Below are 16,496 nucleotides of genomic sequence, written 5' to 3' on the forward strand. Positions count from 1 at the left end.
TACCGGAAGATTGCGCTCCGAGCCGGAAAAGCCGTCCGCCACCGAGGAGTCGAGCACAGATGTCCGCCGTCCAGGATGCCCGCCCGCAGTACCTGACCGCGCTCGACCAGTTGGAGAAGCTGTTCGCCACGATCACCCCGGCCGACCTCGACCGGCCCACCCCGTGCACCGAGTTCACGCTGCGTCAGCTGCTGGACCACGTGGTCGGCGGCATCCACCGGTTCGCGTACATGGGTGAGGGCGGCCGCGCCCAGGACGTCCTGGCCGGCATCGAGGACCCGTCCGACGAGGGCTGGCCGGCCGCGCTGGGCCGGGCCCGCGCCCGGGTGACCGCCGCCTGGGCGGACGACGCCAGGCTCGGCCGCCCGGCCGTCGCCCCCTGGGGCGAGGTGCCCGGCGCGGCGGCGGTCGGCGGCTACCTGATGGAGGTGGCGACCCACTCCTGGGACATCGCCACCGCCCTCGGCAACGGCTTCGCCCTGGACGACGACCTGGCGCGGGCCGCGCTGGCCGTCGCCCGGTCCGTGATGCCGGCCGGACAGCGCCCGCCCGGCGCCCCGTTCGGTGACGCCCGCCCGGCCCCCGAGGACGCCGACGCCCAGACCGAGCTGGCCGCCTGGTTGGGCCGTACGGTCTGAGCCCGCGACGGCCCGGGGAGGGCTCACCCGCTCTCCCCCAGCCGTCGGTGCCCGCTACTCGCGCGCCGCCGAGGTGGAGCTCATGTCCGCGTAGCGGTTCCCCGCGACCCGGCCGGCCACCGGCTCCAGCAGCGCCAGCTCCTCGGCGGTCAGCCGCAGCGTCGCCGCCGCGGTGTTCTCGGCGAGCCTGCCGCGCTTGCGGGTGCCCGGGATCGGCACGACGGCCAGCCCGTGCACCTCGGCCTGCCCGTGCACCCAGGCCAGGGCGACCTGGGCGAGCGTCACGCCGCGGGCCGACGCGATCTCCCGCAGCGGGGCGAGCAGTTCGCCGTTGAAAGCCGCGTTGTCACCGCTGTAGCGCGGGTGGTTCCGGCGGTAGTCGTCCGCCGAGAGCTCCTTGGCGTCCTGGAAGGCGCCGGTCAGGAAGCCCCGGCCGAGCGGCGAGTACGGCACGAAGGCGACGCCCAGCTCCGCCGCGGCCGGCACCGCCGTGCGCTCGACGTCGCGGGCGAACACCGACCACTCGGACTGGAGCGCGGCGATCGGGTGGACGGCGTGCGCCTCGCGCAGCTCCGCCCCGGTCACCTCGGACAGGCCGAGGTGGCGCACCTTGCCCGCCTCGACCAGCTCGGCCATGGCGCCGACCGAGTCGGCCAGCGGCACCGCCGGGTCGCGGCGGTGCATGTAGTACAGGTCGATCACGTCCACGCCGAGGCGGCGCAGCGAGGCGTCCACCGCGGTCCGGATGTACGCCGGGTCGTTGCTGATGCCGCGGACGGACTCGTCCTCCGCCGAGCGCATGATGGCGAACTTGGTGGCCAGCACCACCTCGTCCCGGTGGGCCCGGACGAACGGGCCGATCAGCTCCTCGTTGTGGCCGGAACCGTACATGTCGGCGGTGTCGAAGAGGGTGACGCCGGCCTCCAGGGCGGCGTCCAGGGTGGCGAGTGCCTCGCCGGAGTCGGTGGGGCCGTAGAACTCGCTCATGCCCATGCAGCCGAGGCCCTGGGTGCCCACGAGCGGGCCGCCGGTGCCGAGTTCGACGGTGGGAAGGACGGTCTGAGTCATGCGCTCTGCTCTTCCTCTACACGGTTGTCCACGGGGTGGTCCTGCTGTCCGGCCGGGGTGCCGGCGATGCCGGCGGCCTTCCCGGCGTACAGGTCGATCTTGTGGTCGAGGACGGCGAGGGTGGCCTGGAGGTCGACGATCCGCTGCCGGACCTCCTCGCGCTGGGCCTCCAGGAGCCGCTGGCGCGCCGGGTACGTCTGCTCGCCCTGCCGGGCCATGTCCACGTACCTGAGCATGTCCGCCACCGACATGCCGGTCAGCCGCAGCCGGCCCAGGAAGGCCAGCCGGTGCAGATCGGCGTCGCGGTAGCGGCGCTGTCCGCCCGACGCCCGGCCGACCGGGTCCAGCAGGCCGATCCGCTCGTACCAGCGCAGGGTGTGGGCGGTCAGCCCGCTCGCCGCGGCGACCTCGCTGATGGTGTGCCTCGGCGTCCGGTCCGGGTCGCCGGTCGGGCGGCTGAACACCTCGGAGCAGCTGCGCAGGTCCGTCTCGATGCGTGCGGGTGCGGTCATCGCTCGTCTCCCCTGTCCTCGGCCGCCCTGTGCTCGGCGGCCTCGTCCTCGGCGCCCTGTCCTCGGTGCCCTGTCCTCGGCGACACGGACGACGCTACCTAGTTTGAGTGCACTCCAAGCAAGCCCGTCATCCGGGTGGCTCCACCACCACCTTCCCGTGGGGCGTTTCCCGGCGACTACAGTCGGACCCCATGGAGAGCCTGCGGATGATCGAGAACTGGCCGGTGCCCCACGCCGCGGCGGCGGTGGTCCGGGCGGACGGCGCGGTGCTGGGCACGCACGGGCCGCAGCAGCACCTGTTCCCGCTGGCCTCGGTGACCAAGCCGCTCACCTCCTACGCGGCGCTGGTCGCCGTCGAGGAGGGCGTGTTCGAGCTGGACGACCCGGCCGGGCCGCCCGGGGCGACCGTGCGCCACCTGCTCGCACACACCTCGGGCCTGGGCTTCGACGAGGACCGGGTGTTCGCCGAGCCCGGCAAGCGCCGGCTGTACTCCAACGCGGGCTTCGACGCGCTGGCGCGGGCGCTGTCCGAGGCCGCCGGGATCGAGTTCTCCCGCTACGCCGCCGAGGCGGTCTTCGAGCCGCTGGGCATGACCGACACCCTGATCAACACCGCGCACAGGTCCCCGGCCGGCGCGGGCGGCCTGTCCACCCTCGCCGACCTCACCCGGTTCGCCGCCGAGTTGCAGGCGCCCAAGCTGCTGGACCCGTCCACCGTCCGGCAGGCCACCCGCGAGGTCGCCTTCCCCGGCACCGGCGGCGTGCTGCCCGGCTACGGCCACCACCGCCCGAACGACTGGGGCCTCGGCTTCGAGATCCGCGACGGCAAGAGCCCGCACTGGACCGGCACCGCCAACTCCCCGGGTACCTTCGGGCACTTCGGCCAGTCCGGCACCTTCCTGTGGGTCGACCCTCAGGCCGGCGCGGCCTGCGTCGTGCTCACCGACCGGGACTTCGGGCCCTGGGCGATCGAGGCCTGGCCGGCCTTCTCGGACGCGGTGCTCGCCGAGCTGCGCGGCTGACCGGACCGTACGGCTAGCCGTACGAGACCGGCGAGTGCATCTCCCAGAGCAGGAGTTCGGCGCCGGCCTCGCCCGCGGTGGGGTCGGCGAAGGCCTCCCCGGTGATCCGCACGCTGTCGCCCGGGGCCATCGAGCGGCCGCCGCCCTTGGGCCCCGGGATCGTCCGGTAGCCCAGCGAGCCGGCCGTCAGGTGCGCGTACCGCCAGGGCGCCGCGGGCAGCTGCGGCAGCGGCTGCCACGGCCCCGCGGTGGCCAGCCAGAGCGCGGCGGCGCCGCGGCGCAGCCGCAGGGCGTCCGTCCCGGCGTCGCGCTCCAGCCCGGAGGCGAGCAGCGTCAACCCGCCGTCCGCCGGTTCCACCTTGCGCAGGCCGTACGCGGGGGGCGCGTCGAACTCGTCCGGCTGGAGCCACATCTGGACGAAGCGCACCGGCCCGGTGGCGCCGCCGACGTTGCGTTCGGTGTGGGTGACGCCGGAACCGGCGCTCAGGTACTGGACCATCCCGGGGCGGACCACCCCGCCGTGGCCGTGGGAGTCCCGGTGGGCCAGCGCGCCCTCCAGCACCCAGGTGAGGATCTCGGTGTCCCGGTGCTTGTGCTCGTCGAACCCCGCGCCGGGGGCGAGGAGTTCCTCGTTGCACGCGAGCAGCGCGCCGAAGTGGGTGTTCTTCGGGTCGTAGTGGCCCGCGAAGGAGAACGCGTGCCGGGTCTCGATGCCCTCGGCCGGGGCGGAGCGGTAGCGCTCGGCGGTGCGGCGCAGGTCGGCACGGGGGCGGTCGGCGGCTTCGGTCACGCCCCCACCGTAGTGGGTGGGCCCCGGGTGTGATCCTTGCCACCGCGCCGCTCCGCCGGGGGGTGTGCGCGAGCAGTCACTCGCGTGAGGCAGTCTTGTCCTTGTGTCAGCCGCTTCCGCGAACTCCAAGAGCGACCCCAGTCCCAGCCCCGCAGCCGCCGGGAAGAGCCCGGCCTCCCGGTCGGGCCGCGACCGCCCCGGCCGCGCGGCGCCCCGCCTGACCGCGCAGGAGCGCAGAAACGTCGCCGAGCGCGCCGAGCGCCGGGCCGCGACGCTCAAGCGGCTGGAGAAGTCCTCGGGCAAGCTGGCCACCGCCGCGATCTCGCGGATGGACGACCAGCTCGGCTGGTACCGGCGGATGCCGCCGGAGCACCGGTCCTGGATCGGCCTGGTCGCCCAGGCCGGCATCGCCGCCTTCACCGAGTGGTACCGCCACCCCGAGGCCGCGAAGGCGATCTCCACCGACGTCTTCGGCACCGCCCCGCGCGAGCTGACCAGGGCGATCACCCTGCGCCAGACCGTCGAGCTGATCCGCACCACGATCGAGGTGATGGAGGAGGCCATCGAGGAGGTGGCCGCCCCCGGCGACGAGGCGGACATGCGCGAGTCGGTGCTGGTCTACGCCCGGGAGATCGCCTTCGCGACCGCCCAGGTGTACGCCCAGGCGGCCGAGGCACGCGGCGCCTGGGACGCCCGGCTGGAGGCGCTGGTGGTCAACTCGCTGCTGTCCGGCGACGCCGACGAGGGCGTGCTCTCGCGCGCCGCGGCGCTCGGCTGGGGCCAGCCCAGCCAGATCCGGGTGGTGATGGGCAGCGCGCCGGACGGCGACAGCGAGCTGGTGGTGGAGGCGATCCGCCGGGCCGCCAGGTACGCCAAGCTGCACGTGCTGACCGGGGTGCTGGGCAAGCGCCTGGTGGTCGTGGTCGGCGGCGAGAAGGAGCCGGTGCAGGCGGCCCGGGCGCTGATCGGCCAGTTCGCGCCGGGCCCCGTGGTGGTCGGCCCGACGGTGCCCGACCTGCTCTCCGCGACCCGCTCGGCGCACGCCGCCGCGGCGGGCCTGCGGGCCTGCGCCGCCTGGCCGGACGCCCCCCGCCCGGTGCTGGCCGACGATCTGCTGCCGGAGCGGGCGCTGGCCGGTGACCAGGCCGCGCGCCGTCAGCTGGTGGAGGAGATCTACACACCGCTGGACGAGGCCGGCTCCGCCCTGCTGGAGACGCTGAGCGTCTACCTGGAGCAGGCATCCTCGCTGGAGGGAGCGGCCAGGATGCTCTTCGTCCATCCCAACACGGTGCGCTACCGGCTACGACGTGTGACTGATGTGACGGGGTACGCCCCCTCCGATGTACGTTCCGCGTTCACTCTGCGGATCGCCCTGGCCCTCGGCCGGCTGGACGCCGACAGCGAGCCCGGCTGAGCCGGAGTGTAGGGACCATACAATCCCGGATGGTTTTCTTCGTTACCGTCGCCTACCCGCCCCTGGGTGCCTGGCGAGAGAGGGTTGAACCGTGCTCGTAATCGTCGCCCCTGGACAGGGTGCCCAGTCCCCCGGTTTCCTCAGCCCCTGGTTGGAACTCGACGGTGTCGCCGACCGCCTGAGCGGCTGGTCGGACGTCGCCGGTCTCGACCTGGTGCACGCCGGCACCGAGGCGTCCGCCGAGGACATCAAGGACACCGCCGTCGCCCAGCCGCTGCTGGTCGCGGCCGGCCTGATGACCGCCCGGGAGCTGTTCCCGGACGAGGACCTCGCCCGCAAGGTGGTCGGCGCCGTGGCCGGCCACAGCGTCGGTGAGATCACCGCCGCCGCCGGCGCCGGGGTGCTCACCGCCCACGACGCGCTGACCTTCGTCCGTGAGCGCGGCCGGGCCATGGCCGAGGCCGCCGCCGTCACCGAGACCGGCATGCTCGCCGTGCTCGGCGGCGAGCCGGAGGAGGTCGCGGCGAAGCTGGCCGAACACGGCCTGACCCCGGCCAACAACAACGGCGGCGGCCAGATCGTCGCCGCCGGTACGCTGGCCCAGCTGGAGGCGCTGAAGGCGGACCCGCCGACCCGCGCCAAGCTGATCGCCCTCAAGGTGGCCGGTGCCTTCCACACCGAGCACATGGCCCCCGGTGTCGAGCGGCTGGCCAGGCTGGCCCCGACCCTGACGGCGGCCGACCCGCAGGTCCGCTACGTCTCCAACAAGGACGGCGCGGTGGTGGACTCCGGTGCCGAGGTGCTCGCGCGCCTGGTGTCGCAGGTCTCCAACCCGGTCCGCTGGGACCTCTGCATGGAGACCCTCGGGCGGCTGGGCGCGACGGCCGTGATCGAGCTGTCCCCGGCGGGCACCCTCACCGGACTGCTCAAGCGCAACCTCAAGGGTGTGGCCACGCTCGCCCTCAAGACCCCCGCCGACCTGGACCGGGCCCGCGAGCTCGTCGCGGAGCACGGCGGTCAGGAGCAGGAGACCCAGGCATGACCAAGCCCCAGATCCGTCCGGTGAGCGGCGCGCAGTACTCGCGCATCCTCGGCGTCGGCGGCTACCGCCCGGTCCGGGTGATCCCCAACTCCGAGGTCCTGGAGTGGATCGACTCGTCGGACGAGTGGATCCGCACCCGCAGCGGGATCGCCGAGCGCCGCTGGGCCGGCCCGGACGAGTCCGTCGCCGAGATGTCCCTCCAGGCCGCCGGCAAGGCCATCGCCCAGGCCGGGATCTCCGCCGCGCAGATCGGCGGTGTGATCGTCTCGACCGTCTCGCACCTCAAGCAGACCCCCGCGATCGCCACCGAGATCTCCGAGCGGCTCGGCTGCGGCACCGCCCCGGCCTTCGACATCTCGGCCGCCTGCGCCGGCTTCGGCTACGGCCTCGGCCTGGCCGACGGCATGATCCGCGGCGGCAACGCCGAGTACGTGCTGGTCATCGGCGTCGAGCGGCTCAGCGACCTGACCGACCAGTCGGACCGCTCCACCGCCTTCATCTTCGGCGACGGCGCCGGCGCCGCGGTCGTCGGTCCGTCCGACACGCCCGGCATCGGCAAGCTGATCTGGGGTTCGGACGGCTCGCAGGCCGACCTGATCACCCAGACCGAGGCCTGGGACACCGCCTTCGCCAAGTCCGACGCGATCAACGGCGCGGGCGAGGAGACCAGGTGGCCGGCCCTGCGGATGGACGGCCAGCCGGTCTTCCGCTGGGCGGTCTGGGAGATGGCCAAGGTGGCCCAGCAGGCGCTGGACGCCGCCGGGATCACCGCCGACCAGCTCGGTGCCTTCATCCCCCACCAGGCGAACATGCGCATCACGGATGCCATGATCAAGGCGCTCAAGCTGCCGGAGTCGGTGCCCGTCGCCCGCGACATCGCCGAGACCGGCAACACCTCCGCGGCCTCCATCCCGCTGGCGATGGAGCGCATGCTGGAGAGCGGTGAGGCCCACAGCGGAGACCTGGCCCTGATCATCGGGTTCGGGGCGGGTCTCGTCTACGCCGCAGCAGTCGTTACTCTCCCCTAGGCGCTTTCGCCCACATCCACAAGCCTGTGCCCGGCCGATCGGCCGGGTGCGTTCAACACCGAAGAGGAGCAGCCAGTATGGCTACCAAGGACGAGGTCCTGGAAGGTCTCGCCGAGATCGTCAACGAGATCGCCGGTATCCCGACCGAGGACGTCGCGCTCGACAAGTCCTTCACCGATGACCTGGACGTCGACTCGCTGTCCATGGTCGAGGTCGTCGTGGCCGCCGAGGAGCGCTTCGACGTCAAGATCCCGGACGACGAGGTCAAGAACCTGAAGACCGTCGGCGACGCGGTGGACTACATCCTCGCCAACGCCTGAGCGATCGAATCGTTCGACCCGGCCAGCCCGTCCGGCGTCCCGTACGCCGGCGAAGGCTGACCGGTCGGCCGGGCTCGGTCGAGTCAGGCCGACCCGCCGGCCGGGCGTCCCCACCCCGGGGGCGCCCGGCCGGGCCCATCCTCGGCACGCCGCCGACCCCCGCACACGTGAGAGAAGAAGAAACCAGTGACCGCTGAAATCCGCACCGTGGTCGTCACGGGTATCGGCGCCTTCACGCCGCTGGGCGCCGACGCCGCCAGCACCTGGGAGAACCTGGTCGCAGGCAAGTCCGGCGTGGCGGCCCTGACCGAGGAGTGGGCCGAGGAACTGCCGGTGAGGATCGCCGCGAAGACCGCCGTCGAGCCCGGCGAGATCCTGCCCCGCCCGCTGGCCCGCAAGCTGGACCGCTCGGCGCAGTTCGCGCTGATCGCCGCCCGCGAGGCCTGGGCCGACGCCGGCTACGAGACCCCCGCCACCGACGAGTCCTCCAAGCTCGTCCCCGAGCGCCTGGGCGCCGTCATCGCCTCCGGCATCGGGGGCGTGACCACCCTGCTCGACCAGTACGACGTGCTGAAGGCGAAGGGCGCCCGCAAGGTCTCCCCGCACACCGTCCCGATGCTGATGCCCAACTCCCCTGCGGCCAACGTCGGTCTGGAGGTCGGCGCCCGCGCCGGCGTGCACACCCCCGTCTCCGCCTGTGCCTCCGGCGCCGAGGCGATCGGCTACGCGATCGAGATGATCCGCACCGGCCGCGCCGACGTCGTGGTGGCCGGCGGCACCGAGGCCGCGATCCACCCGCTGCCGATCGCCGCGTTCGCCAACATGATGGCGATGTCCAAGAACAACGACGACCCCCAGCGCGCCTCCCGGCCGTACGACAAGGGCCGCGACGGCTTCGTGCTGGGCGAGGGCGCCGGCGTGGTCGTGCTGGAGTCGATCGAGCACGCCGAGGCGCGCGGTGCCCGGATCTACTGCGAGGCCGTGGGCCAGGGCCTGTCCTCGGACGCCCACCACATCGCCCAGCCCGAGCCGACCGGCGCCGGCGTGGCCCGCGCGCTGGCCGACCTGTTCGAGCGCAACGACCTGGACAAGGCCGAGATCGTGCACGTCAACGCGCACGCCACCTCGACCCCGCAGGGCGACACCGCCGAGCTGAAGGCGCTGCGCAAGGAGCTGGGCGACGACCTCGACCACATCGCCATCTCGGCCACCAAGTCGATGACCGGCCACCTGCTGGGCGGCGCCGGCGGCATCGAGACCGTCGCCACCGTGCTGGCCCTGCACCACCGGATCGCCCCGCCGACCATCAACGTGGACGAGCTGGACGACGACGTGGAGGCGGACATCGTCCGCGACGTGGCCCGCCCGCTGCCCGAGGGCCGGATCGCGGCGCTGAACAACTCGTTCGGCTTCGGCGGCCACAACGTGGTGCTGGCCTTCCGCAGCCGCTGACGCCCAGCACGAAGGGGCCGGCGCTCTCCGCGAGCGCCGGCCCCTTCGTGGTGCCCGTCGGACTTCTCCGGGCCGGCCTCAGACCACCTGGTGCAGCCAGCGCACCGGAGCGCCCTCGCCCGCGTACCGGAAGGGCTCCAGCTCGTCGTCCCAGGGCTTGCCGAGCAGCCTGGCGATCTCGGCCTCCAGGTCGGCCCCCTCGCTGCGGGCGCGCAGCAGGACGGCGCGCAGCCGGTCCTCGGGGATCAGGATGTCTCCGTGGATGCCGGTGACGGCGTGGAAGATGCCGAGCGAGGGCGTGCTGCTGTACCGCTCCCCCTCCGCCGTGGCGCAGGGCTCGCTGGTCACCTCGTACCGCATCAGCTGCCAGCCGCGCAGCGCGGAGGCGAGCTTCGAAGCCGTACCGGGCTCCCCCTGCCAGGAGAGCTCGGCACGCCAGTGCCCGGGTGCGGCCGGCTGGCGGATCCAGTCCAGGCTCACCCGTACACCGAGCACCCCCGCGACGGCCCACTCGACGTGCGGGCACAGCGCGCGGGGCGCGGAGTGGATGTACAGAACTCCACGTGTCGTCACCGGGACCTCCAGGCTGTGGACGAGGGTCGCCTTCCCCAGCTGCCTCGTGCCTACAGTTGATCCGCAGTTACCCACGTTAGCCGACATTAAGCTACTAAATTGAGCAAAACGGACAGGCTTTCGCTCAATGCTAGTCGAATCCTCAACGAGGTCCACCCCTCGGCCGGATCTCTCCCCCGAACGGCCCCATCGCCTGGCGGAACCACCGTACCGCGCGTCGCCACAGCGCGGATGACGCACTTTCGGATCGGGCCGGAATGCGGTAGTGCGCCCCGGACCCCCGCACCCGACCCCGGACCGCCGACGACGGACCGCCCCGCCGCCCGGTCGGGGCGGCGGGGCGGTCGGCGTTCCTGTGGGCGTTCCTGACGTGGCGTCAGTCGCCCAGGCGGACGACCATCTTGCCGGTGTTGACGCCGCGCAGCAGGTCGAGGAAGGCCTCGGCGGCGTTCTCGAAACCGTCCACCACGGTCTCCTCGGTGCGCAGTTCACCGGACGTCAGCCAGCCGGCCACCTCGGCGACGAACTGCGGCTGCAGCGCGGCGTGGTCGCGGACCAGCATGCCCTCCAGGCGCAGCCGCTTGCCGATGGCGAGCGCGAGGTTGCGCGGGGCGGCGGGCGCGGTGGTGTCGTTGTACTGGGCGATCGCGCCGCAGAGCACCGCGCGGCCGTGCACGTCCAGCGCTCCGATCGCGGCCTCCAGGTGGTCGCCGCCGACGTTGTCGAAGTAGAGGTCGATGCCCTCCGGGGCGGCCTCGGCGAGCTGCTGGGCGACCGGGGCGTCCTTGTAGTTGAAGGCCGCGTCGAAGCCGTACTCGTCCACCAGCTTGGCCACCTTCTCCGCCGAGCCGGCCGAACCGACCACCAGCGAGGCGCCCTTGAGCCTGGCGATCTGGCCGACCAGGGAGCCGACCGCGCCGGCCGCGCCGGAGACGAAGACCCGGTCGCCCTCCTTGAGGCCGCCGACGGCCAGCAGTCCGGCGTAGGCGGTCAGGCCCGGCATGCCGAGCACGCCGAGGTAGGCGGAGAGCGGGGCCGCGGCCGGGTCGACCCTGACCGCGTGCCCGGCGTCCAGGGTCGCGTACTCGCGCCAGCCGAGCCCGTGCAGCACCGCGTCGCCCGGGGCGAAGCCCTCGGCCCCGGAGGCGACGACGTAGCCGACGGCGCCGCCGTCCATGGCCCGGCCCAGCTGGAACGGCGGGGCGTACGACTTCACGTCGTTCATCCGGCCGCGCATGTACGGGTCCACCGAGAGGTAGGCGTTGCGGACCAGGATCTCGCCCGGGCCCGGGGCCAGGACCGGGGCCTCGACCAGGGCGAAGTCGGCCGGCACCGGCCAGCCCTGGGGGCGGGCGGCGAGGTGCCATTCGCGGGCGGTCACGGGGACGGTCTGCTCTGCCATCGGGCGCTCCTTGCGGTTCGGGTGCGGTGCGGTGCGGATGCGATGCGGTTCGGGTGCGGCTCGACACATGAAAGGTTGAGCAACTTAAGTAACGATGGACATGAAAGGTTCACCTTGTCAACTTTTCAGGTAGACTTCGATCCATGGACACCGAGCCGATCCAGGACGCCACGTCGCAGCCCGACGAGATCACCCGCGAGGTCGTCGACCTGATGGCCAACCTGGTCGCGCTGTTCCACCGCGAGTACGAGGACGCCGCCGCCGCGCGCTCGCTCACCGGCGCCCAGGCCAAGGTGCTCGCCCTGCTGCGGCGCGGGCCGATGCCGATGCGCCAGATCGCCCAGACGCTCAGCTGCGAGCCGTCCAACATCACCGGCATCGTCGACCGGCTCGAATCCCGCGGCTTCGTCACCCGCGAGGCCGACCGGCAGGACCGCAGGGTCAAGCTGGTCGCGGCCACCGACACCGGCTCGGCCGCCTCCACGGAACTGCGCGAGTCGCTGAACTTCGCCCGCGAACCACTGGCCGCGCTCGACCCGGCCGAGCGGACCGCCCTGCGCGACCTGCTCCGGCGGATGCTCGCGGGCGCCTCGGGGCCCGGCGCGTGACCAGCATCACAGGCCCGGGGGGATATTCGTCCGTCCCGGGGAGGTAACCGAACCGCCTTCCGGAACGTCTAACGTTCGAACATCGAACGCGAGAGATCTGAAACGGGGGGCACGGAGGATGAGCAGCAGCACGCGCCGGCGCCGCTACCTGCGGACCGCCATCGGCCTGGCCGCCGTACTGGTGCTGTCGGTCGTGGGCGCGGGAGCCTGGTTCTACCACCGGCTGGACAACAACATCACCACCTTCGACGCGGGCGGCGTCGCCACCGAGCGCCCGCCGGCCCCCGTTCCGGCCACCCCGGGCGCCTCCGTCCCGGTCAACGTGCTGCTGCTCGGCTCGGACACCCGCGACGGCGGCAACGACGTCCTGGGCGGCGGCGACGAGGGCGTCGGCCACTCGGACACCGCGATCCTGGTGCACATCTACGCCGACCACAAGCACGCCGTCGGCGTCTCCATCCCCCGCGACACCCTGGTCACCATCCCGTCCTGCCGGCTGCCGAACGGCAACTGGACGACGGCGAAGACCGACCAGATGTTCAACTCCGCGTTCACCGTGGGCCTGGCGGCCCAGGGCAACCCGGCCTGCACCCAGAACACCGTCGAGAAGCTCACCGGGCTGAGGATCGACCACACCATGGTGGTCGACTTCAAGGGCGCGGCCGCGATGTCCGACGCGGTGGGCGGCGTCGAGGCCTGTGTGCCCAACGACGTCGACGAGTACGGCATACACCTCAAGAAGGGCCTCCAGAAGCTCTCCGGGCAGTCCGCGGTGGACTACCTGCGGGCCCGCCACGGCTTCGGCGACAACTCCGACATAGGCCGGATGATGCGCCAGCAGGCCTTCCTCTCCTCGATGATCAGGAAGGTGCAGAGCCAGGGCTTCTCGCTGCCCACCCTGCTGCCGCTGGCCGACGCCGCCACCAAGTCGCTCACCGTGGACGAGGGGCTGGGCACCGCGATGAAGCTGGTGGACTTCGCCCGGTCGGTGCAGGACATCAAGCTCTCCGACGTCTCCTTCGTCACCGCGCCCTGGCGCTACGCCGGCGACCGGGTGCGGCTGGTCCAGCCGGACGCCGACACCCTCTGGAAGCTGCTGCGCGAGGACCGCACCCTGGACGGCCAGAGCACCGCGGGGACCGGCCAGGTGACCTCCTCCCCCGGCGCCGACCCGAGCGGCGCGCCCGCGCCGGGCACCCCGCTCACCCCGGAGCAGACCGCGGCGCCGATCACCGTGGTCAACGGGGTCGGCACGCCCGGCCTGGCCGGCTCCGGCGCCGAGACGCTCAAGGCGCGCGGCTTCCGGAACATCACGCTCGGCCCCAACTCCCCCGGGCAGCAGGCCACCCGGGTCTCCTACGACCCCGCGCTGAAGGCCACCGCCGACCAGGTGGTGGCGCTCTTCCCCGGCGCCAAGGCCGTCGAGGAGCCCGGCTCGGAGGCGATCACCGTCACCCTCGGCCCCGACTACCCCACGGCGGGCACCCGGATCGACTCGGTCACCGCCCCGAGCCCGGCACCCGGCGCGCCGGCCGGCACCACCCCGGGCGCCGGCCCCGGTGCCACCCCGGGCGGCATTCCCACCGGGATAGCGGAGAACACCCGCAACGCCGACACCGACCCGTGCGCCAAGCTGTCCTTCGGCTGACCGCCCGCTACCGCGGGTCCGGCAGCCCGGTGACGACGGCGGTGAGGCGGGTGCCCCGGGGGAAGGCGCCCGCCGCCGCCAGGTCGGCCAGCGCGGCGAGCAGCTTGGCGACGTAGCGGCGCTCCAGCGGGACGCCGTGCCGGCGCTCGAACCGCTCGGCGAAGCCGTCCAGTTCGGCCGGGACCTTGCCGTACCCGCCACCGTGGTGCCCGTGGTCGATCCGCCAGTTGCCGAACTCGCGTCCGTAGGCGGCCCGGTGCAGCCGGGCGACCTCCGCCTCCAGGTAGCCCTCGCCGCCGCGCAGCACGGCCACCCCGAGCGCCCGGGCACCCGGCGGCAGGCCCGCCGCGATGCCCGCCAGGGTGCCGCCGGTGCCGACCGGGCAGCAGACCACGTCCCGCTCGCCGAGCCCGGGCAGTTCGGCCGGGATCGCGGCCGCGCCGACGGCGGCCAGCGCGTTGGAGCCGCCCTCGGGGAGCACCAGGCAGCGGCCCCAGCGGCGGAGCAGGGCGTCCGTGCCGTGCTCCCCCTCGGCCCGGCCGGTGGCCTCCCGGTACTCGGCGCGGGTCAGGAACTCCAGCCGCATCCCGGAGGCCTCGGCGGCCCGCAGCGACCAGTTGCGCGGCCGGCCGGCCAGCTCCTCGCCGCGGACCAGCCCGACGCTCTCCAGCCCGAGCGCCCCGGCGGCCGCCGCCACGGCCCGCAGATGGGTCGAGTACGCGCCGCCGAAGGTCAGCAGCCGGGTGTGGCCCCGCTCCACGGCGGCGGCCAGGTTGGGCGCCAGCTTGCGCCACTTGTTGCCGGGGACGGTGGGGTGCAGCAGGTCGTCGCGCTTCAGCCGCAGCGCCACCCCGGCCCGGGCGAAGGCCTCGTCGGCGCAGTCCACCAGCGGGGTCGGCAGCAGGGCGGGTTCGAGCACCCGGCCAGCTTACGGGTGTGCGTGGAGCCCGGCCGCCGGATCGGCGACCGGGCTCCAGCCCCCTGTCCGGGCCGTCTCCCCCGTGGACGGCCCGTCAGCCCACCGAGGCGCTCTCCGCCGCCTGGCCCGCCATCCGCCAGGCCAGCGCCGTGCCGAGCGCGCGCGGGACCGGGCCGGCCGCCAGGGCCAGCTTCCCGATCCGGCCCCGGTACTCCCTGCGCTGCCCGGAGCTCAGGACCGAACGGAGCTTCCCCGCCGCGACCAGGGCGGTCAGCGCCGCGTCGACCGGGTCGACCCGGCTGAGCGGTCCCTTGAGCGCCCCGGTGACGGAGGCCACCAGCGCCTCGCGGGCCCCCGGGCCGTCCGGGGCGACCAGGGTCACCGGGAACAGCCCGGCCACCCGGTGCGGCCGGAGGGTGATCCGGCCGGAGTCCGCCAGGCCGTCCCTGACCCGGCGGATCGGCTGGTCGTGCCCGTAGCTCCTGGCACGGCCGACCCACCAGCTCCAGCTGTGCGGCCGGGTCTCCCTGATCTGGCCCAACAGGCGGGCGCTGTAAGGGTCGAGGCCCGTCTCGGCGGCGCCGGCCCGGACCCGGGCGACGGCCTTGCGGCCCTCCTCGTACAACAGGCCCCGGCGCAGCAGTTCGGTCAGCGCCGCCGCCTGGAGCAGCAGGTTGAGCGAGGAGTGCTGGGTGGTCCGCCCGCGCCGCGGGTCGTAGGCGAGCAGGTACAGCTTCTCGGGGAGGGTGGCGGGCAGTTCCATGTCGGTCTCCGAAGGTCTTCTGAGCGCCCGGCCCCGCGGTCAGTCCTCGCCGGGACCGACGCTCTCCGGGCTCTCCTTGGGCGGGCGGCCGCGCCTGGGAAGCCGGGCCGCGCCGGTGGGCATCCGGCCCGCGTCGCCGAGGGCGCGGCGGAGCAGGAACTCGATCTGCGCGTTGGTGCTGCGCAGGTCGTCCGCGGCCCATCGGGCGAGTGCGTCGTGAACTGAAGGGTCCAGTCGCAACAGGAGCTTCTTCCGTTCCGTCGCCAAGGCCTCGCCTTACTGGTAGAGGGAACCCGTGTTCACGACGGGCTGGGTGCCGCGCTCGCCGCAGAGCACCACCAGGAGGTTGCTCACCATGGCGGCCTTTCGCTCCTCGTCCAGATCCACGACATCGCGTTCGGCGAGCCGGTCCAGCGCCTCCTCGACCATGCCGACGGCGCCCTCGACGATCAGTCTGCGCGCCGCGACCACGGCCCCGGCCTGCTGGCGCTGGAGCATCACCTGGGCGACCTCCGGAGCGTACGCGAGCCTGGTGATCCGCGACTCGACGACCCGCACACCGGCCGCGGCGACCCGGGCGGAGATCTCGGCGGAGAGCTTGCGGGCGATCTCCTCCGCGCCGTCGCGCAGCGACAACTGGCCCTCGTGGTGGGCGTCGTAGGGGTAGCTGGTGGCGATGTGCCGCACGGCCGTCTCGGTCTGGATGGCGACGAAGTCGGCGTAGTCGTCCACCTCGAACACCGCCATCGCGGTGTCCTCGACCTGCCAGACCACCACGGCGGCGATCTCGATCGGGTTGCCGTCCGCGTCGTTGACCTTGCTGGTCTCGGTCTCGTGGTTGCGGATCCGCAGCGAGATGTGCCGACGGCTGGTGAACGGGTTCAGCCAGGTCATCCCCTCGGCCCGGATGGTGCCCCGGTAGCGCCCGAGCAGCTGGACCACCCTGGCCTGGCCCGGCGAGACCACCGTCAGCCCGAACATCAGCAGCAGCGAGCCGAGCAGCAGCAGCGGCCCGACGACCATCAGCGCGACGCCCGCCCCCTTGCTGCCGCCGGACAGCTGGACCGCACCGCCGACGAAGGAACCGATCCCGGCGAGCAGCCCGAGCAGCGTGCCGCCGAGCACCGGCAGGCCGGCCGCTCCGGTGATGACCTTCTCGGTGATCTTGGGGACCGGGAGGTCCAGGGCGGGGCCGTCCTCGACGGTCGTACGCGGCGTGGTCATGGGGCGGCTCCTTCGGCAGGCACTCTCATCCGATGGCAAAGTGATATCACTTTTTCCCACCCGCCGCCATCCG

18 protein-coding genes are annotated in these 16,496 nt (G+C 73.4%); 9 read left to right on the forward strand and 9 right to left on the reverse strand.

The features are described from left to right. Nucleotides 1-59 precede the first annotated feature (59 nt). On the forward strand, nt 60-638 hold the full coding sequence (locus tag ACZ7C5_RS20755; RefSeq protein ID WP_401078232.1) for a TIGR03086 family metal-binding protein: 579 nt from the start codon (nt 60-62) through the stop codon (nt 636-638). Between the two features lie 54 nt (nt 639-692). Here ACZ7C5_RS20755 and ACZ7C5_RS20760 read toward each other — a convergent pair whose 3' ends face one another. Together ACZ7C5_RS20760 and ACZ7C5_RS20765 are read right to left on the reverse strand one after the other, a co-directional pair. Further along, on the reverse strand, nt 693-1,706 hold the full coding sequence (locus ACZ7C5_RS20760; protein WP_401078230.1) for an aldo/keto reductase: 1,014 nt from the start codon (nt 1,704-1,706) through the stop codon (nt 693-695). Beyond that, nucleotides 1,703-2,218 (reverse strand): MerR family transcriptional regulator, encoded by a 516-nt coding sequence (locus ACZ7C5_RS20765; protein ID WP_401078227.1) that lies wholly within the window; start codon nt 2,216-2,218, stop codon nt 1,703-1,705. Before ACZ7C5_RS20765 ends, ACZ7C5_RS20760 begins: the two co-directional genes overlap by 4 nt. A gap of 191 nt (nt 2,219-2,409) precedes the next feature. Between ACZ7C5_RS20765 and ACZ7C5_RS20770 the strand changes: the two genes are divergently transcribed. Then, the gene (locus ACZ7C5_RS20770) at nt 2,410-3,240 is read left to right on the forward strand and encodes a serine hydrolase domain-containing protein (protein ID WP_470323179.1); all 831 of its coding nucleotides are present in this window, start codon (nt 2,410-2,412) and stop codon (nt 3,238-3,240) included. A 13-nt stretch (nt 3,241-3,253) separates the two neighbouring features. On the opposite strand, the gene ACZ7C5_RS20775 is transcribed toward ACZ7C5_RS20770, so the two are convergent. Beyond that, nucleotides 3,254-4,030 carry a pirin family protein gene (locus ACZ7C5_RS20775; protein WP_470323180.1) on the reverse strand — a complete coding sequence of 259 codons (777 nt, stop codon included), beginning with the start codon at nt 4,028-4,030 and terminating at the stop codon, nt 3,254-3,256. 217 nt (nt 4,031-4,247) lie between these two features. Between ACZ7C5_RS20775 and ACZ7C5_RS20780 the strand changes: the two genes are divergently transcribed. From ACZ7C5_RS20780 to fabF, 5 genes are all read left to right on the forward strand, one after another. Next, nucleotides 4,248-5,444 carry a PucR family transcriptional regulator gene (locus tag ACZ7C5_RS20780; RefSeq protein WP_188296505.1) on the forward strand — a complete coding sequence of 399 codons (1,197 nt, stop codon included), beginning with the start codon at nt 4,248-4,250 and terminating at the stop codon, nt 5,442-5,444. Between the two features lie 91 nt (nt 5,445-5,535). Beyond that, entirely contained in the window at nt 5,536-6,486 is a 951-nt protein-coding gene (locus tag ACZ7C5_RS20785) for an ACP S-malonyltransferase (RefSeq protein ID WP_188296482.1), read from the forward strand. Next, nucleotides 6,483-7,514 (forward strand): beta-ketoacyl-ACP synthase III, encoded by a 1,032-nt coding sequence (locus tag ACZ7C5_RS20790; RefSeq protein ID WP_188296481.1) that lies wholly within the window; start codon nt 6,483-6,485, stop codon nt 7,512-7,514. Before ACZ7C5_RS20785 ends, ACZ7C5_RS20790 begins: the two co-directional genes overlap by 4 nt. A gap of 77 nt (nt 7,515-7,591) precedes the next feature. Then, nucleotides 7,592-7,834, forward strand: a complete 243-nt coding sequence (locus tag ACZ7C5_RS20795; RefSeq protein ID WP_401078217.1) for an acyl carrier protein — start codon at nt 7,592-7,594, stop codon at nt 7,832-7,834. A 186-nt stretch (nt 7,835-8,020) separates the two neighbouring features. Beyond that, complete coding sequence (fabF, locus tag ACZ7C5_RS20800) at nt 8,021-9,286, forward strand: beta-ketoacyl-ACP synthase II (protein WP_188296479.1); 1,266 nt, start codon at nt 8,021-8,023, stop codon at nt 9,284-9,286. A 78-nt stretch (nt 9,287-9,364) separates the two neighbouring features. Here fabF and ACZ7C5_RS20805 read toward each other — a convergent pair whose 3' ends face one another. Next, nucleotides 9,365-9,859: a DUF3145 domain-containing protein gene (locus tag ACZ7C5_RS20805; protein ID WP_188296478.1), complete on the reverse strand. Its 495-nt coding sequence runs from the start codon at nt 9,857-9,859 to the stop codon at nt 9,365-9,367. A 376-nt stretch (nt 9,860-10,235) separates the two neighbouring features. Then, the gene (locus tag ACZ7C5_RS20810; RefSeq protein ID WP_401078213.1) at nt 10,236-11,261 is read right to left on the reverse strand and encodes an NADP-dependent oxidoreductase; all 1,026 of its coding nucleotides are present in this window, start codon (nt 11,259-11,261) and stop codon (nt 10,236-10,238) included. A gap of 143 nt (nt 11,262-11,404) precedes the next feature. Between ACZ7C5_RS20810 and ACZ7C5_RS20815 the strand changes: the two genes are divergently transcribed. Both ACZ7C5_RS20815 and ACZ7C5_RS20820 read left to right on the forward strand, forming a co-directional pair. Further along, nucleotides 11,405-11,869, forward strand: a complete 465-nt coding sequence (locus ACZ7C5_RS20815) for a MarR family winged helix-turn-helix transcriptional regulator (protein WP_188296476.1) — start codon at nt 11,405-11,407, stop codon at nt 11,867-11,869. Nucleotides 11,870-11,987: 118 nt separating this feature from the next. After that, nucleotides 11,988-13,517, forward strand: coding sequence for an LCP family protein (locus ACZ7C5_RS20820; RefSeq protein ID WP_401078210.1), 1,530 nt, complete (start codon nt 11,988-11,990; stop codon nt 13,515-13,517). A gap of 7 nt (nt 13,518-13,524) precedes the next feature. Here the strand turns inward: ACZ7C5_RS20820 and ACZ7C5_RS20825 are convergent, their stop codons facing one another. The 4 genes from ACZ7C5_RS20825 to ACZ7C5_RS20840 all read right to left on the reverse strand — a co-directional run bounded on the left by ACZ7C5_RS20825 (nt 13,525) and on the right by ACZ7C5_RS20840 (nt 16,423). After that, nucleotides 13,525-14,436, reverse strand: a complete 912-nt coding sequence (locus ACZ7C5_RS20825) for a 1-aminocyclopropane-1-carboxylate deaminase/D-cysteine desulfhydrase (RefSeq protein ID WP_401078207.1) — start codon at nt 14,434-14,436, stop codon at nt 13,525-13,527. Nucleotides 14,437-14,530: 94 nt separating this feature from the next. Further along, nucleotides 14,531-15,199, reverse strand: a complete 669-nt coding sequence (locus ACZ7C5_RS20830; RefSeq protein WP_401078204.1) for a GOLPH3/VPS74 family protein — start codon at nt 15,197-15,199, stop codon at nt 14,531-14,533. Between the two features lie 39 nt (nt 15,200-15,238). After that, nucleotides 15,239-15,466: a type II toxin-antitoxin system antitoxin gene (locus ACZ7C5_RS20835; protein WP_401078201.1), complete on the reverse strand. Its 228-nt coding sequence runs from the start codon at nt 15,464-15,466 to the stop codon at nt 15,239-15,241. 9 nt (nt 15,467-15,475) lie between these two features. Continuing rightward, nucleotides 15,476-16,423, reverse strand: a complete 948-nt coding sequence (locus ACZ7C5_RS20840) for an SPFH domain-containing protein (RefSeq protein WP_188296471.1) — start codon at nt 16,421-16,423, stop codon at nt 15,476-15,478. Between the last annotated feature and the right edge of the window lie 73 nt (nt 16,424-16,496).

The sequence above is a fragment of the Kitasatospora sp. NPDC036993 genome, from assembly GCF_055607525.1.

Coding starts and splice junctions, on each gene's coding strand:
- ACZ7C5_RS20755 (WP_401078232.1), top strand. CDS start 60: ATGTCCGCCGTCCAGGATGCCCGCCCGCAGTACCTGACCGCGCTCGAC.
- ACZ7C5_RS20760 (WP_401078230.1), bottom strand. CDS start 1,706: ATGACTCAGACCGTCCTTCCCACCGTCGAACTCGGCACCGGCGGCCCG.
- ACZ7C5_RS20765 (WP_401078227.1), bottom strand. CDS start 2,218: ATGACCGCACCCGCACGCATCGAGACGGACCTGCGCAGCTGCTCCGAG.
- ACZ7C5_RS20770 (WP_470323179.1), top strand. CDS start 2,410: ATGGAGAGCCTGCGGATGATCGAGAACTGGCCGGTGCCCCACGCCGCG.
- ACZ7C5_RS20790 (WP_188296481.1), top strand. CDS start 6,483: ATGACCAAGCCCCAGATCCGTCCGGTGAGCGGCGCGCAGTACTCGCGC.
- ACZ7C5_RS20795 (WP_401078217.1), top strand. CDS start 7,592: ATGGCTACCAAGGACGAGGTCCTGGAAGGTCTCGCCGAGATCGTCAAC.
- ACZ7C5_RS20810 (WP_401078213.1), bottom strand. CDS start 11,261: ATGGCAGAGCAGACCGTCCCCGTGACCGCCCGCGAATGGCACCTCGCC.
- ACZ7C5_RS20815 (WP_188296476.1), top strand. CDS start 11,405: ATGGACACCGAGCCGATCCAGGACGCCACGTCGCAGCCCGACGAGATC.
- ACZ7C5_RS20820 (WP_401078210.1), top strand. CDS start 11,988: ATGAGCAGCAGCACGCGCCGGCGCCGCTACCTGCGGACCGCCATCGGC.
- ACZ7C5_RS20830 (WP_401078204.1), bottom strand. CDS start 15,199: ATGGAACTGCCCGCCACCCTCCCCGAGAAGCTGTACCTGCTCGCCTAC.
- ACZ7C5_RS20840 (WP_188296471.1), bottom strand. CDS start 16,423: ATGACCACGCCGCGTACGACCGTCGAGGACGGCCCCGCCCTGGACCTC.